Annotated in this window: 12 protein-coding genes; 10 read left to right on the forward strand and 2 right to left on the reverse strand. The window is 41.8% G+C overall.

The window, feature by feature from the left end:
• Positions 1–65 precede the first annotated feature (65 nt).
• Both ACPLOV_RS00400 and ACPLOV_RS00405 read right to left on the reverse strand, forming a co-directional pair.
• Complete coding sequence (locus ACPLOV_RS00400; protein ID WP_424910269.1) at positions 66–2,171, reverse strand: CDC48 family AAA ATPase; 2,106 nt, start codon at positions 2,169–2,171, stop codon at positions 66–68.
• Positions 2,168–2,854, reverse strand: a complete 687-nt coding sequence (locus tag ACPLOV_RS00405; RefSeq protein WP_424910270.1) for a GntR family transcriptional regulator — start codon at positions 2,852–2,854, stop codon at positions 2,168–2,170. The genes ACPLOV_RS00400 and ACPLOV_RS00405 overlap by 4 nt, the downstream gene beginning before the upstream one ends.
• Before the next feature lie 154 nt (positions 2,855–3,008).
• Between ACPLOV_RS00405 and ACPLOV_RS00410 the strand changes: the two genes are divergently transcribed.
• The 10 genes from ACPLOV_RS00410 to ACPLOV_RS00455 all read left to right on the forward strand — a co-directional run bounded on the left by ACPLOV_RS00410 (position 3,009) and on the right by ACPLOV_RS00455 (position 15,745).
• Positions 3,009–3,146 (forward strand): hypothetical protein, encoded by a 138-nt coding sequence (locus ACPLOV_RS00410; RefSeq protein ID WP_424910271.1) that lies wholly within the window; start codon positions 3,009–3,011, stop codon positions 3,144–3,146.
• A complete protein-coding gene (locus ACPLOV_RS00415; RefSeq protein ID WP_424910272.1) occupies positions 3,133–4,254 on the forward strand; it encodes an S-layer homology domain-containing protein in 1,122 nt (373 codons plus the stop codon). Before ACPLOV_RS00410 ends, ACPLOV_RS00415 begins: the two co-directional genes overlap by 14 nt.
• A gap of 32 nt (positions 4,255–4,286) precedes the next feature.
• Entirely contained in the window at positions 4,287–5,708 is a 1,422-nt protein-coding gene (locus ACPLOV_RS00420; RefSeq protein ID WP_424909855.1) for a stalk domain-containing protein, read from the forward strand.
• 81 nt (positions 5,709–5,789) lie between these two features.
• Complete coding sequence (locus tag ACPLOV_RS00425; protein WP_424910273.1) at positions 5,790–6,596, forward strand: Asp23/Gls24 family envelope stress response protein; 807 nt, start codon at positions 5,790–5,792, stop codon at positions 6,594–6,596.
• Positions 6,597–6,711: 115 nt separating this feature from the next.
• Positions 6,712–7,236: an NADH-quinone oxidoreductase subunit NuoE gene (gene nuoE, locus ACPLOV_RS00430; RefSeq protein ID WP_424908758.1), complete on the forward strand. Its 525-nt coding sequence runs from the start codon at positions 6,712–6,714 to the stop codon at positions 7,234–7,236.
• 20 nt (positions 7,237–7,256) lie between these two features.
• Entirely contained in the window at positions 7,257–9,008 is a 1,752-nt protein-coding gene (nuoF, locus tag ACPLOV_RS00435) for an NADH-quinone oxidoreductase subunit NuoF (RefSeq protein ID WP_424910274.1), read from the forward strand.
• A gap of 16 nt (positions 9,009–9,024) precedes the next feature.
• Positions 9,025–12,585 carry an NAD(P)-binding protein gene (locus ACPLOV_RS00440; protein ID WP_424910275.1) on the forward strand — a complete coding sequence of 1,187 codons (3,561 nt, stop codon included), beginning with the start codon at positions 9,025–9,027 and terminating at the stop codon, positions 12,583–12,585.
• Between the two features lie 142 nt (positions 12,586–12,727).
• Positions 12,728–13,687, forward strand: coding sequence for an acyl-CoA dehydratase activase-related protein (locus ACPLOV_RS00445; protein WP_424910276.1), 960 nt, complete (start codon positions 12,728–12,730; stop codon positions 13,685–13,687).
• Positions 13,684–14,811: a CoA protein activase gene (locus ACPLOV_RS00450; RefSeq protein ID WP_424908762.1), complete on the forward strand. Its 1,128-nt coding sequence runs from the start codon at positions 13,684–13,686 to the stop codon at positions 14,809–14,811. The genes ACPLOV_RS00445 and ACPLOV_RS00450 overlap by 4 nt, the downstream gene beginning before the upstream one ends.
• Positions 14,789–15,745, forward strand: coding sequence for an acyl-CoA dehydratase activase (locus tag ACPLOV_RS00455; RefSeq protein WP_424908763.1), 957 nt, complete (start codon positions 14,789–14,791; stop codon positions 15,743–15,745). The genes ACPLOV_RS00450 and ACPLOV_RS00455 overlap by 23 nt, the downstream gene beginning before the upstream one ends.
• Positions 15,746–15,785 lie beyond the last annotated feature (40 nt).

The following is a 15,785-nucleotide window of genomic DNA, read 5'->3' on the forward strand; positions in this document are numbered from 1 at the left end:
CTTCTTCTACAATAAAGTTATGATGCAAATTTTGAATTTATGACATGTAGTTTAAAAATTAATTTTCATTTTTTCTTTTTTAATTCATCTATGGCATTTATAAGGTGCTTCTGCCTGATTAATCCTGCCTCCTGTGATATAGGGCGATTTGAAACAAACTCTAAAGCCGCTGCAAAAGCTGCCCTGCGGCAAACCGCTTCAATTTCTGCTCCTGTAAAACCTTCGGACTTTAGAGATAATTCTTCCAGGTTTAAGTCATCTGCAAGAGGACGGGAACGCAGATGAATTTCAAAGATCGCCCGCCTGTCGAGCCTATCGGGATAAGGGAATTCTATAACTTCGTCGAATCTACCCGGCCTTAAAAGTGCTTTGTCAATAAGGTCGATTCGATTTGTAGCTCCAATTACAATTACCTGATGAATCTCTTCGAGAGCATCAAACTCTAACAGGAACTGGGAAACTAAATGCCCGTTTGTTTCTTCACCCCCGCGTCTCACCGGGACGAGGGCGTCCAATTCGTCGAAAAATAATATACAGGGAGAAACCTGCCGGGCTTTTCGGAAAACCTCATGGAGCATTTTTTCAGCTTGCCCTTTCCATCGGGAAAATAATAGAGAAGTGTTTACGGGAATAAAGTTAATCCTGCTTTCCCTGGCTAAAGCCCTTACAGTAAGGGTTTTTCCAGTGCCGGGAGGCCCAAAAAGCAAAATGCCTTTTGGAGGATTAAGGTGAAATTTTTCAATGAGTTCTGGGAGGGTCAATGGCCACTGAACCAATGACTTTAACCGTTCCTTTATAGGGTTTAAGCCTCCGATATCCTCCCATCCTACGGAAGGAAGCTCTACGGCAAATTCCCGCGTTGCGGAGGGGTCTACTTCCTCAAGAGCGTTCAGAAAATCGTTCATGGTCACTTTTAATTCGGTTATATCCAGGGGAGCCGAATCGGAAGGTAATTTTTCCAGCACTCTCTGAAGTGCATGCATTCCTGCTTCCCGGCACAGGGCTGCAAGATCGGCACCCACAAAACCGTGAGTTACAGCGGCTAAGCGATCCAAGGAAACATCTTCCGAAAGGGCCATACCGCGAGTATGGATTTCTAAAATTTCCCGGCGGCCGCGCTGATCGGGTACATCTATGAGAATTTCTCTATCGAACCTTCCCGGACGGCGCAGGGCCGGGTCTATTAAATCCGGCACATTGGTAGCTGCAAGAACTATGACATTACCCCTTGCCTCCAAGCCGTCCATCAATGCCAGTAACTGAGCCACCACCCTTTTTTCCACATCTCCATGCACTTCGGTACGCCGGGGGGCTATAGCATCGATTTCGTCTAAGAATATTATGGTGGGGGCCTTTTTTTTAGCTTCCTCAAATACCTGCCTGAGCTTTGCTTCGCTTTCACCGTAGTATTTGTTCATTATTTCCTGACCGTTAACCAGTATAAAGTGAGCTTCCGTTTCTGCAGCGATGGCTCGAGCAATAAGGGTTTTTCCGGTACCCGGCGGACCGTATAAGAGTATACCCTTTGGAGGCTCTATTCCCAGCTCGTGAAAAATGTGAGGGTATTTTAACGGGAGTTCCACAATTTCTCGAATTTTTTTAATCTCTTTTTCCAATCCGCCGATATCCTCATAGGTGATATTTTCCCTGCGGCTCTGGGAACTTTCGGTTCCTTTTATTCGCACGATGGTTTCACGGGTTATTATTACTGCTCCTCTTGGAGAGGTACCTTCTATGGTAAACGCTTCATCTGTTCCGCTGAACTGGGGTATGGACACCTGATCCCCTGCGATGACTGCCCTGCCCATAAGAAATTTTTTTATAACCTGAACTTCCTTATCTGCCCCCTGCCACCCGGTTAAAACCGGAGAAAGAACGATGACTTTGGCTTCCAGGGCTTCGCATGGAGCTAATTCCACCAGGTCCCCAATTCCTGCCCCGGAATTCAACCTTATTACACCATCCATCTGAATGCAGCCGGGAAGACAGCTTTCGGGAAAGCCGGGGACTACCCTTGCTACTGTAGTGCGCTTTCCTGTAATTGCCACTACATCATTTGGCTTTAGTCCTAAGGCAGACATTGCATCGGCAGGTATTCTGACCATACCCTTTCTTGCATCCTGAATTTCCGCCTCTATTACCTTAAGCCTGAAATTTTCAGTTAATGTCAAATTTTACTCACCCCCTGATTTTTTTTGAGGAAATAAGCCTCCCGGGATTTCTCAATATGTTTCCGGGCAATTTCTTCTGCAAGCACGGAATCGCCTTTGGCTATGGCTTTTACAAGATTTTTATGTTCTTCGGTAGCTACCTGCATACGCCCCGGGACGCTGTATCCTATTTTTGTAAAGGCGGCAATGTAGTCCACCAGAAGGTTTATCATTTGATAAAGCCGTGGGCATTCTGCTGCTTCGTAAATGATATTATTGAATTCTAAGTGAAGGACCTGTAAAGTCTTTTCATCCTTTTGCTCTAAGGCTTTTTCCATTTCTGTGATAATTTCGTTAAGCCTGTTTAGTTTTTTAGGACTTATTCTTTCTGCTGCAAGCCTCGCCGCCAGCCCTTCTAAAACCGCCCGAATAGCATAGATATCCTGGATATCCCGCTCGGAGATATTAGATACAATTACGCCCTTTCTGGGGATATGGCGGACAAGTCCTTCCTGCTCGAGTTTGCGAATGGCTTCCCTGACGGGTGTACGGCTCACACCCAGCTGCCGGGCAATATCCCGCTCCACAAGTTTAAGACCCTGCGGCAATTTGGCGTTTAAAATGTTTTCTCTTAAGATTCTATAAACTTCTCTGCTGATAGGTGGGTATTCCTGAAGCTCTATGGGGTCTAATAGATTTTCCATTTTTTCACCCCTTTTCTCAGCTTTTCAAAAGTTGCAGGTTGTCTTACAAACCCAGTACAATTTATACTGAATATAAGACTCTGATATTCCAGGAAATAATCAAATAAAAATGGAATAATATTACATCGTTATGCAGGAGGATTTTATAAGAGCAATGTCGAAAAAAATTAAAATAATAAATGTGGAAAGGAGAATTTTTGCTGAAATTAAAAAATATTTATCGAATTTTGGTCTTTTTTGTGATATTTATAGCTTTATTATCGTACTCGATATCGTCGATGGCCGGGGATGAAAAGGGAAATTTATATATCTCAAGAGGAGAATTTGCCAAAATACTTGTTCAGGCGGCTTTTCCCGAAGCAAACTCTATAAACGGGGGAAATATTATTTTCAGGGATTTAGAGATGAATTCGATAAATGCTCCTTTCATTTTATTCCTTTACCAGAAGGGAATTATAAAGGGGTACCCCGATGGCACGGTAAAACCTGAAAAACTCATTACATACCCTGAGACCCTTGCTCTGATTTTAAGAACGCTGGGGATAAGGGATTTGGAGGGGAAAAATGTAAATTGGGAAAAATCCTGTGTGGAATTGTCGGTAAAAGAAGGCTTAATAAAAAGCGGGACGTATAATAGCGAAAGAAAAATATTAAGCCGAAAGGATGGGGAAGAATTAGTAAAAAATATTTTCTTGCAAAACGGTAATGCAAAAACCACGGTAATGGAAGTATTGAAAAAGAAAAACGCCCTGGAAAATTATAAAAGAAGAGATGTAATGGATTTGGTCTATATAAAAGGAAGGGAAGAGTTTTCTCTTGAAAATGAGGTACATACAACCCTGATAAATAATGTTTTTCACCAGAAAATGATGACAAGGGCTAAAAACGGCAATGATGGCATCAATGGTACGGAGATATATATTGATGAAAATTACAATTATATTAATCTAAGCAATACGGCGAATAAGGAAAGTAATAAATGGATCAGGGTCAAAACAAGTTTAAATGATTTTAATATTCCTGTTTTCATTGAATATTTCAATTTTCAGGAGGGCTTTTTTATTTTAGAAGACTGGCCTTACGAAGGTGTTTCAAGGATTAAATATTACCTGCCTTCTTTTGACAATAAGAATGGGATAAAGGATTTAGAAAAAATCGGCATACTGCCTTCCTCTATTTTACAGTCCCAAAAGGATTATACCGTTGAAAAAATAAAAGGGGAACTTTTTATAGATGAAAATAGGAACCTTTTAAAGGAGATTTTCGAAATAAAGATAATTATAAATTCTACCGATAGTATTACATTAAATGGATTTAATGAATATTTTAATACAGGGGAAGAGGAGCAAATAATTATTCCTGATGAAGCTAAAAATGCTCCTTATATAGATATGAATTAGCTAATATTCTTGGGGCTGAAAGGGGATAAAATATGAAAAAAACCATAGGGAAATTTAAGTACATATTGACAACTCTTATAATATTAATTTTTTGCTTTTTTACCTATACCCCGTCCTATGCAGCTACCGCCAGCGTGAAATTGGATGGGAGCCTTTTGAAATTTGATGTAAATCCAATTTTAAAAAATAACAGGGTTTTCGTCCCTTTCAGGGCAATAAGTGAAAAAGTGGGGGTAACCGTGAACTGGGATAATAGGGAAAGAAAGGTTACAGCTTTTAACAACGATGTTACGGTGGAGTTGAAGCTAAACAGTAAGGTTGCTTTAGTGAACAATAAAACCTACAATATGGATGTGTCTCCAATACTGTATCAGGGGAGGGTGCTTGTCCCGTTGAGATTTTTTTCCGAAGCCTTTGGCGCTACTGTGAACTGGGATGAAAAAAGCAGAACGGTTAATATAATTTCAAAGCAGAAGGTTTTAAAACACATCCTGGGGTATTATTACTCGTATTCATTTCAGGATTTTTTAAACAACGCTGACAAATTAACCTCCATAGCTGTAAAATGGTACACCTTGGATGACAACGCCAAGTTGACCAATTACGATAACAAAAGGTTTATAATGACTCCCCAGGACTATCAGGAAGTATTCCGAATAGCAAAAGAGAAAGGGATATACGTTTACGCCCTCGTCTTTGAGAGTGACAGGCAAAAACTTTCCCAAGCCCTTGCCACAGCGGAAAAAAGAAAGGAAATTGTCCAAAGCATAGTGTATGAAGTTCAAAAAGAAGGATATGATGGGGTAAATTTAGACTTTGAATACTTAAGTCCCTCCGACAAGGATAATTTCAATGAGTTTGTTAAATCCCTTTATAATGCTTTGAAAGAAAAGAATAAATCTTTAAATCTCTCATTACCCGTGAAGACTGAGGAAAGGGACTGGTGGCCCGGCTACGATTACGAGACTCTCGGTAAATATTCCGATTTTGTTGTGCTCATGGCTTACGATAAAAACCCAGCAAATCCGGAACCTCAGGCAGGAGTGGACTGGGTAGAGCAAATACTCGATTACACATTAAAAAGAATCCCCGCAGAAAAGGTGGTTCTGGGTATAGGTTATTACGGATACGCCTGGGCTAATGGAAAAAAATACACGGTGCTGCCTTCCAGGATGGGATTAAATTACACCGGTATCCTTTATGCCGATGAGCTACAGTCGAAATACGGGCTGAAGTTTAGTATTGATGAAAAAACTTTAATGGCTTATGGAAAATTTACCGATGAAAACAATGTAACCTATCAAATATGGATGGAAAGCGACGTGGCGGTAAAGAACAAAGTAATAAGTGCGGTGTCCAGAGGGCTAAAGGGAATTGCGGTTTGGAGGCTGGGTTATACAACAAATGGTTTCTGGGATGCGGTTGGGGAGAAAATGGTGCCGTTGAAAAAGTAAATTTATCCCGCTTTTGGCGGGATTTTTTTTATATAAAAAAATGCCTTTTTGTGATATTATTTACTTTAAGGGTGATCTTATATGGTTATTGCTCTTATAGGGAAAAGTGGAACTGGAAAAAGTTATAAAGCCCTGATGATTGCAGCTTTAAATAACGCGGAAATAATCATCGATGACGGTCTTGTTATATACAATAACAGCGTTGTAGCGGGAACCTCGGCAAAAAAAGAGAAAACCAGGATTGCGGCGATAAAAAGGGCGCTGTTTAAAGATCCTGCCCATGCCAAAGAGGCAAGGGAAAAATTGCGGGAAATAAGCCCGGGTAAAAATATTCTGGTTATTGGCACTTCCGAGAATATGGTCAAGGAAATTTGCAGGACTCTTTCGCTGGACTTTCCCGATAAAACCCTTTACATTGAGGAAATATCTTCGGATAAGGAAATTGAAACAGCAAGGTTTTTAAGGAGCAAGGAGGGAAAACACGCTATTCCCGCTCCCACTCTTGAGGTGAAAAAGTATTTTTCCGGATATCTCTTAGATCCGATGAAGATATTTTTTAGAAGGGGAAAGGTAGAATTTGAAAAGGAAAGTACGGTGGTCAGGCCTACTTACAGCTACCTCGGAAAGTATACCATCTCCAATGTGGCGGTGGAGCAGTTAGCGCTTTTTACAGCTAATAGCATCAGCGGTGTCGCAAAAGGTGGAAGGGCTATTCTGGAAAATTATGAAAGCGGCATTGTGATAAATTTGGAACTAAATTTAGAATACGGATATAAAATTGATGAGCTGCTTTCAAAGGTTCAAGAAGAGGTAAAAAAAATAGTGGAATACTGCACCGCTTTAAATGTGTTAAAGGTGAATGTAACGGCTAAAAAACTAATTATATAAATATTATTACTTCAATAGAAGGAATCTTCCATTTGTGTGTAGAATATTTTTTTGTATTTTGTATATAGTATGTATTTTTCAAAGTATATATTTTATTTACGAAAGGGTGAAAAGAATGAAATGCCATAACTGTGAAGAACAGGGCCTGGAAAAAAGATTTAAGGATGACGAAGTGGACCTTTCGGTTTTAAAAGAGGCATTGAAGGATTACAGAGATTCCAGAAACAATTTAATTACAGCCCTTCAAATAGCCCAGGAAATTTACGGGTATTTACCCAGGAAGGCCTTATACTTCATTGCCGAAGAGATGAAGGTAAAGCCGGCAAAGGTTTTCGGGGTTGCTACTTTTTACACCCAGTTTCGTTTAAAGCCTATCGGTAAGCATTTAATTTTACTGTGCCAGGGTACCGCCTGCCATGTAAATGGTTCGGAATTTATTTTGAACGCTCTTTGCGATGAATTAAAGATTGAAGAGGGAGAAACCACCGAAGATGGATTGTTTACTCTTCAAAATGTAGCTTGCCTGGGGTGTTGCAGTTTGGCCCCCGTCATGATGATAGATGGAGAGGCCTATGGCAAGCTGACACCGGACAAAGCCAGGGAAATTATACGGGAAATTTACAGTAAAGAAAAGGTTTGAAAAATTTGGAGGTGTGCAGGGTGAAGGTATTGGTAGGCCTTGGAAGCTGCGGAATAGCAGCCGGGGGGAATAAGGTTTTACAGGTGCTGGAAGAGGAAGTAAAAAATTCGGGGATTGATCTTGAGATAAAAAAAGTCGGTTGCATAGGTCTTTGTTATTTGGAACCCATAGTAGAAGTTATTGACGAGGAAGGTAAAAAGACCACCTATGTCAGGGTTACTCCCGAAGTTATGAAGGGCATTTTCAAAGAACACATTTTAAACAATAAGGTAGTAGAAAATAATGTGATATCCGGAGAGGATATCGTATACCTGACGGGTCAAAAAAGAATAGCTTTGAGAAACTGCGGAATTATCAATCCCGAATCTATCGATGAGTATATAGAAAGCGGCGGTTATAAAGCCTTAGAAAAGGTTCTGAAAGACATGAACCCCGAAAGGGTAATAGAAGAAATGAAAATTTCCGGTCTAAGGGGCAGGGGAGGGGCCGGTTTCCCCACATGGTTTAAGTGGAATGCTGCAAGGCAGGCACCGGGATCTCCCAAATATATTGTCTGCAATGCGGATGAAGGAGACCCGGGCGCTTTTATGGATAGGAGCATTCTGGAGGGCGATCCCCATTCGGTTATAGAAGGTATGGCCATTGCCGGTTATGCCATCGGAGCGGAACAGGGCTATATTTACGTAAGGGCCGAATATCCTTTAGCTATCAAAAGACTCCAGATAGCTTTAAAACAGGCAAAGGAAAAGGGGTTTCTCGGGAAAAACCTTTTCGGAACGGATTTTTCTTTTGAAATAAAGATTAAAGCAGGAGCCGGTGCTTTTGTCTGCGGGGAAGAAACCGCGCTTATTGCTTCCTTGGAAGGGGAAAGGGGTATGCCGCGATTAAAGCCGCCTTTCCCGGCTCAGAAGGGTTATCTGGGTAAACCAACGAACATTAATAACGTGGAAACCTTTGCTAATGTGCCCTGGATAATACTCAACGGTGGAAGCGCCTTTGCAAAAATTGGGACGGAAAAAAGTAAAGGGACGAAGGTATTTGCTCTCGCCGGTAAAATTAAAAAGGGCGGACTGGTTGAGGTCCCCATGGGAATTTCCCTCAGGGAAGTTATATTTAACATAGGAGGCGGCATAAAAGGAGACAGGAAGATAAAGGCTGTTCAGCTGGGTGGCCCGTCCGGAGGATGTATACCCGAGGCTTTGCTGGATACCCCGGTGGATTACGAATCCATTGTAAAAACGGGTGCCATCATGGGATCGGGTGGTATGATTGTTATGGATGAAACCACCTGCATGGTGGATATGGCAAGATATTTCCTTGCTTTTACGCAGAAGGAGTCCTGCGGAAAATGCACCCACTGCCGAATCGGAACAAAGCGAATGCTGGAAATCCTTGAAAGAATTACTAATGGTAACGGAAAAGAGGGAGATATTGAGAAGCTCGAGGAATTAGCCCTTAACGTTAAAGAAGGTTCCCTTTGCGGTTTAGGCCAAACGGCTCCCAATCCGGTGCTTACTACCCTGAAGTATTTCAGGGACGAATATGAAGCTCACATTTACGATAAAAAATGCCCTGCTAAGCAGTGTAAAGCTCTTATAAGTTTCATTGTAGATGAAGAGAAGTGTAAGTTCTGCGGGTTGTGCGCCCGTAAATGCCCTGCAAATGCCATCGAGGGAGAAAAGGGGAAGCCTTATAAAATTATCCCCGAAAAATGTGTAAAATGCGGCACATGCATTCAGGTCTGCCGTTTCAACGCAATTAGAGTAGAATAGGTTTGGAGGGGGAAAAATGGAAGAAATCAGGCTTAATATAAATGGACGGGAAGTGAAGGGTCGTAAAGGTCAAACCATCGTTGAGGTGGCACGGGAAAACGGCATTGAAATTCCTACCATGTGCTACGATAAAAGGGTAAAAATTTACGGCTCCTGCGGAGTATGCCTTGTGGAAGTGGAAGGAGCCCCGAAGCTTTTAAGGGGTTGCGCTACAGAAATTTCCGAAGGCATGATAGTCAGGACGAATACCGAGAGGGTAAGAAAGGCGAGGAAAATAGCCTTTGAACTTCTGCTGTCAAACCATATAGGAGATTGCCGGCCACCATGCCAGCAGGCATGTCCTGCCCGCACGGATTGCCAGGGTTATGTAGGGTTAATTGCCAACGGCCAATACGAGGAAGCGGTTAAACTCATAAAAGAACAGCTGCCGCTGCCTGCCAGTATCGGAAGGGTTTGTCCTCATCCCTGCGAGGATGCTTGTCGCAGGCAGCTTCTCGAAGAACCCGTTGCTATCGCATGGTTGAAACGGTTTGTGGCGGATGTAGACCTATCCTTGGATAGCCCTTACATGCCGGAGATTGATCCACCTACCGGTAAGAAGGTAGCGATAGTGGGTGGAGGTCCGGCGGGACTGAGTGCCGCATATTACCTTGCAAAGGCCGGTCATAAGGTCGTTATATATGAAGCAATGGAAAAACTGGGCGGAATGTTGAGATACGGCATACCCCAGTACAGGCTTCCAAAAGAAGTGCTGGATAAAGAGATAGAACTCATTTCCCGAATGGGAGTTGAGTTTGTTACAAACTGCAGGATAGGAAAGGATGTTTCGCTGGATTATTTAAGGAAAAATTTTGATGCCGTATTTGTAGCAATTGGAGCATGGAAAAGCTCCAAACTGGGCTGCCCGGGGGAAGAGCTGGAAGGTGTGCTCGGCGGTATAGAATTTTTAAGGGCTGTAACAAAGGGCGAGCCTATTGAAATTGGTAATAGAGTAGCCGTTGTAGGTGGCGGTAATACCGCAATGGATGCAGCAAGAACCGCACTGCGTTTGGGAGCAAAAGAGGTCTATGTGCTGTACAGGCGAACAAAAGAGGAAATGCCCGCAAATGAAGTGGAAATTGTCGAAGCTGAAGAAGAAGGAGTAAAGTTTATATTCCTGGTAGCACCCAAGGAAATAATCGGAGAAAACGGTAAGGTTACTGCAATAAAACTTCAAAAAATGAGGCTTGGAGAACCGGATGCCTCGGGCAGGAGAAAACCCGAACCGATTCCCGGAGAAGAAATGATTCTGGAAGTGGAGACGATAGTTGCTGCCATAGGTCAGGAGGTAAATGCCGAAGGCTTTGAAGGACTTTCTGTAACCCGCAGGAAAACCATAAGTGCCGATGAAAAAACTTTTGCTACCAATTTACCGGGTGTATTCGCCGGCGGAGATGCCATTAACGAAGGCCCGGGCATTGCAATTGAAGCAATAGCCGATGGTAAAAATGCAGCGGAGGTTATAAAAACTTATCTGGAAGGCCAAATTATACCCATCAAAGAAAGCTATATAGTAAAAAGGGAAGGCTTGACCAGGGAAAATTTTGCCGATAGGGAAATAGAAAACCGGGTGCATATGCCCCATTTATCACCCGAAGAAAGAAAAGGAAACTTCCTGGAAATAGTGAAAGGCTTTACTGAGGAAGAAGCACAGAAAGAGGCAATGCGGTGTTTGGAATGCGGGTGCAAGGATTACTTTGAATGTAAATTAATAAAATATGCCAATGAGTACGAGGTAAATCCCGAAAGGTTTAGCGGTGAGGCCAAAAAATACAACTATAAAGACGAGCATCCCTTTATAATCAGGGACCCTCAAAAATGTATACTTTGCGGCTTATGTGTAAGGGTTTGCGAAGAGGTAATGGGCGTTACTGCCCTGGGGTTTGTAAACAGAGGATTTGAAACGGTAATAAAACCCGAATTTGAACTACCCTTAAAGGATACCTCCTGCATTTCCTGCGGTCAATGCGTGGCCGTTTGCCCGACGGGAGCACTTCAGGAGAGATTTTTCGTTAAAAAACCGGTGCCAGTAAAGACTGAAAAGAAGGAAGCGGTATGTTCTTTCTGCGGTGTGGGATGCGGCACTTTGCTTGATATGTCAGGAGAAAAGGTGTTGAGGGTCCTACCCGATAAGGAAAGCAAGGTGGATGAAGGGCATCTTTGCGTTAAAGGGCGTTTTGGCTTTGACGCATTGTTAAAGCAAGAATTAATTAAAACCCCGATGGTCAGGCTAAAGGATGGAATTAAAGAAATAAGCATTGATGACGCCGTAAATTTTGTAAACAGAAAAATTCAAGGCATAAAAGCCCGATATGGTGAAGACAGCATTGCAATTTTTGCATCACCCAGGATGACCAATGAAGAATTGTATTTAATAAAAGAACTGGCTCAAACAATTAAAACTCCTTATGTGGATTCTTTTGGAAATCCTCCCGGGGGAATTAAAGAAGTTCTCGGTTTTGATGGTTCGACAGTAACCCTGGAAGAGGTTGCCGTAGCGGATGTAATACTTTTAACCGGGTGTCATTTAATGGAAGATTATGCCGTTGCGGGGGTTAAGGTAAGGAAGGCGCTGGGTCGTGGCGGAAAACTAATTGTGGTAAACGAAGAAAGGACAATAGCCGATGATTGGGCTGAACTTGTAGTAAGACCGCAAAACAACACCGAATTTATCAAAGCGGTGATTAAAGGCTTATTAGAAGAAGGAGTGAATCCCGGTATTTCCTCCCTTGAAGGTTTTGAGGAATTGAAAAAATCCGTGGAAGATGCTCCCATCACCGATGAGGTAAAAGAAGTTGTCAAACTCTTTGGGAAGGCAAAAAATGCCGTAGTTATTTTTGATCACGACAGATTAACCAGAGAAGCTGAAAAACTTCTCGCTCAGTTAGCGGTAATTTCCGGACATTTGGGTAGACCCAGGAACGGATTGTTGATGTTGAGGAGCAAAAACAATTCTCAGGGAATCTCCGATCTGGGATTGAATTTGGATAAGGAATTCATATTGAAATTAATAGAAGATGATAAAATAAAAGCCGCGCTTATTTTTGGGGAAGATCCGGTAGCTGAAGATGGTTCATTGAAAGATATTTTTGGAAGACTTGAATTTTTAATGGTGCAGGACTCAACCCTTACGGAAACTGCGAAACTTGCAGAAGTCGTGGTGCCGGCCCAATCGATTCTTTCCAAAAAAGGAACCTTCACCAGTTTTGAGGGCAGGATTCAATGGTACGAAGGACCGAATAAGGTGGAAAATATTGAGGACTGGAAATTCATACTGAAGCTTGCTAATTCTTTGGGTTACAGTAAAAACTTCTCTAAGGTAGAGGATATAGATTTTGAAATTTCATATCAGGTGCCGGTTTATAAGGATATTAGGCTTGCAGCTTTGGGAAAGGGCGGAGTGATGAAAAAAGCTGGGATTGACGGTATAAGGCTTTCGGCAGCTCAAAATGCACAAATGTTTAAAGAAAGGAAATTAACCGATGCCCTTGAGAGAAAATTTATTAACAAATTAATTGAAACCGGAATTCTCAAATAGTATAATTTTGTAAAAAAAGAGCCCGTATTTTTACAAAAAAATACGGGCTCTCCTTGTTAATTTTTTGTAAAAAAAGAGGAATTCTTCAAAAGCCGTTGAATATTAATATGTTATGAAATTAAGCTGGGAAAGGGATGTTACTATGAAGGTCGGGGTACCAAGGACACTCTTTTATTATGCTTATTCGCCGTTTATTTGTAGTTTCTTCGAAGAACTCGGCGTGGAAGTGGTGGTCTCCGAGCTGACTTCAAAAAAAATAATAGATGAAGGAGTTGAGGATGCGGTTTCCGATGCATGCGTTCCAATTAAACTTTTCCACGGTCATGTGAAGAATTTGTTAAATAAAGTCGATTTCGTTCTGGTCCCCAGACTCGTCAGTGTAAACGATGAGTCGACTTTTTGTCCAAAATTTTTAGGGCTGCCCGATATGCTGGAAAGTTCCATACCTGGCTTTGATAACATGCTGGAAGTCAGGGTAAATACGAAAGGTAAAAGAAGTGAACTTTTCAAAACCTGCTTAAAAACTGCCGGTACTCTGGGAAGGGGTTTTTTTAAAACTTTAAAAGCTTTCAATAAGGCCTTAAAAAATTATGAAGAATACAAAAGGAAATTTCAGCAGGGAGCCATACCCTATCTTGGTGTGGAATCTCAGGACAAAAATAGCGACGTAAGCATCGGGGTGGTAGGTTATCCTTACATATTATACGATTCCTATCTCAGTCTTGATATAATAAAGAAATTAATTTTAATGGGATGCCATGTGGTAACTCCCGAAATGCTTTCAGAAGAAGAAAAAAGGCGGGAAGATTTGAAATTAAGAAAACTGCTTTTCTGGACTTTAAGCAACGGGGTATTAAGGGCTTCCTACAATTTTATAAGGGAAAAGAAGGTAGATGGAATTATACATGTGACAGCTTTCGGGTGCGGTCCTGACTTTATAGTGGATAAGCTTTTAGAATTTGAATGCAAGGAAAAAAATGTTCCTTTTCTTACCGTTACCTTAGACGAACACACCGGACAGGAGGGCGTAAATACCCGATTGGAAGCTTTCGTCGATATGATGAGAATTAAAAAGGCAAGAAAAGAGGCGGCAGTATCATGAGAAAGGTTTCTTTCCCTTTTGTGGGAACGGCGAATATTCCCTTTGAAAATCTTATGAAAGCCTTCGGCAATGATGTTATATTGCCTTCAAGGCCAACAAAAGAAACATTGAGCCTTGGGACAAAGTACGCGCCGGAATTTGCCTGTCTTCCCTTTAAAATAGTTCTGGGTACATACATCGAGGTTTTGGAAAAGGGGGCAAATACCCTTGTCTCCACCGGGGGCGTTGGACCATGCAGGGCCGGACTATATACCGCATTACAGGAAAAAATTTTAAAAAGCCTTGGATATGAATTTGAGATGATTACTCTGGAACCTCCAAGCCGTTATCTTAAAGATTTAATTCAAAATATAAAAAAATTAATAAATGTAAAATTGAGCTTTAAAGATTATATAAGAATAGCAAAATTTATCTGGAAAGAGCTCCAGTTACTCGATAAAGCCGAAAGGCTAAGCCATCGGGTCAGGCCTTTAGAGGTGAAAAAAGGGGAGGCTTCTCTTGCCTATAAAAAAGCCGTGGATCTGGTGAGAGAGGCAAAGGATTTGAAAGACCTTTTAGAAGTGGAAAGGGAGATTGAAAACCTTTTTGATAAAATTGATAAAAAAGATATTGACCCGATAAAAATTGGCATAGTGGGAGAAATTTACGTACTTCTTGAGCCTTCGGCGAATTTAGAGATAGAAGAAATGCTCGGAGATCTGGGAGTATATGCCGAAAGATCCATGTTTCTTGCGGGATACACCTTTTATAATGCAATTATGGATTTATTTAGAAGGCCCGGAGAAATGGATGTAAAAAAGGAGGCTATGCCCTATTTCAAAGAAATGTGTGGAGGGCATGGGAGGGAATCGGTAGGAAATGCGATTATTTTTGCAAAAAGGGGATTTGATGGAGTTATTCAACTTTCACCTTTCACATGTATTCCTGAAATAGTTGCAAAGAGCATCTTACCCAGGGTGTGCGAAAAATACAACATAGGTTTTTTGCCCGTTACTTTGGATGAACAAACCGGCAAGGAAGGGTTAAGAACCAGAATAGAAGCTTTTGTGGATCTACTATCGGCCAGGAGAAAGAAAAATTTCATAAAAGGAGATGCTAAAAATGGCGCATTATTTGGGTATTGATGTGGGCTCGGTTAGCACAAATATTGTAATAATTGATGACAATGGAGAGGTAAGGGAAGCCATATATCTCAGGACCCAGGGACAGCCTATAAAAGCTGTCCAGGAAGGACTCAGAATGCTTGCCAATAAGGAAGAGGAGTACTGTATTAAGGGTGTGGGTACTACGGGCAGCGGAAGGCAATTGGCAGCGGTAATAGTAGGTGCGGATGTGGTTAAAAACGAAATTACAGCCCATGCGGTGGCTGCCCAAAAGGAAGTTCCTGATGTACAAACGGTAATAGAAATTGGCGGACAGGATTCAAAAATTATAATTTTAAGGGATGGGGTTGTAACGGATTTCGCAATGAACACAGTATGTGCGGCGGGCACCGGATCCTTTTTGGACCAGCAAGCTAACAGGCTCGGAATACCTATAGAAGAATTTGGTAGTTTGGCGCTAAAATCTCAAAATCCTGTAAGGATTGCAGGAAGATGTGCCGTTTTTGCCGAATCGGATATGATACACAAACAACAATTAGGACATAAATTAGAGGATATTATAAGGGGTTTATGCCAGGCATTGGTTAGAAATTACTTAAACAATGTGGGAAAGGGGAAGGAAATACTGCCGAGGGTGGTATTTCAGGGAGGGGTAGCTGCGAATTGCGGTATGAAAGCTGCTTTTGAAGAAGCCCTTCAAATGGAGGTATACGTCCCAAAATACCATCACGTAATGGGTGCTATAGGTGCAGCCCTCCTGGCAAAGGATGCCGGACTAAAAAATACGAATTTCAGAGGGTTCAGAGCCAGTGAATTATTCTTTACAGCGGATAGTTTTGAGTGCAGAGGTTGTTCCAATCGCTGTGAAGTAGTAAACATCAAGATGGATGGTAAGATAATTGCCCGCTGGGGGGACAGATGCAATAAATGGAAGACAATGGAAAATAGCTTCTAAAAGCAATAGTGCCTGCTGATGGTTAACTATCGATACCCAT

The sequence above is a fragment of the Thermovenabulum sp. genome (assembly GCF_049723235.1).
In the GTDB taxonomy this organism is placed as follows: Bacteria; Bacillota; Thermosediminibacteria; order Thermosediminibacterales; family Thermosediminibacteraceae; genus Thermovenabulum.

What these genes read in the sequence shown, in the direction of transcription:
- ACPLOV_RS00425 (WP_424910273.1), top strand. Translation starts at nt 5,790, where the DNA reads ATGGTTATTGCTCTTATAGGGAAAAGTGGAACTGGAAAAAGTTATAAA.
- ACPLOV_RS00410 (WP_424910271.1), top strand. Translation starts at nt 3,009, where the DNA reads ATGTCGAAAAAAATTAAAATAATAAATGTGGAAAGGAGAATTTTTGCT.
- ACPLOV_RS00445 (WP_424910276.1), top strand. Translation starts at nt 12,728, where the DNA reads ATGAAGGTCGGGGTACCAAGGACACTCTTTTATTATGCTTATTCGCCG.
- ACPLOV_RS00405 (WP_424910270.1), bottom strand. Translation starts at nt 2,854, where the DNA reads ATGGAAAATCTATTAGACCCCATAGAGCTTCAGGAATACCCACCTATC.
- ACPLOV_RS00440 (WP_424910275.1), top strand. Translation starts at nt 9,025, where the DNA reads ATGGAAGAAATCAGGCTTAATATAAATGGACGGGAAGTGAAGGGTCGT.
- ACPLOV_RS00420 (WP_424909855.1), top strand. Translation starts at nt 4,287, where the DNA reads ATGAAAAAAACCATAGGGAAATTTAAGTACATATTGACAACTCTTATA.
- ACPLOV_RS00450 (WP_424908762.1), top strand. Translation starts at nt 13,684, where the DNA reads ATGAGAAAGGTTTCTTTCCCTTTTGTGGGAACGGCGAATATTCCCTTT.
- ACPLOV_RS00455 (WP_424908763.1), top strand. Translation starts at nt 14,789, where the DNA reads ATGGCGCATTATTTGGGTATTGATGTGGGCTCGGTTAGCACAAATATT.
- nuoE (WP_424908758.1), top strand. Translation starts at nt 6,712, where the DNA reads ATGAAATGCCATAACTGTGAAGAACAGGGCCTGGAAAAAAGATTTAAG.
- ACPLOV_RS00415 (WP_424910272.1), top strand. Translation starts at nt 3,133, where the DNA reads ATGGCCGGGGATGAAAAGGGAAATTTATATATCTCAAGAGGAGAATTT.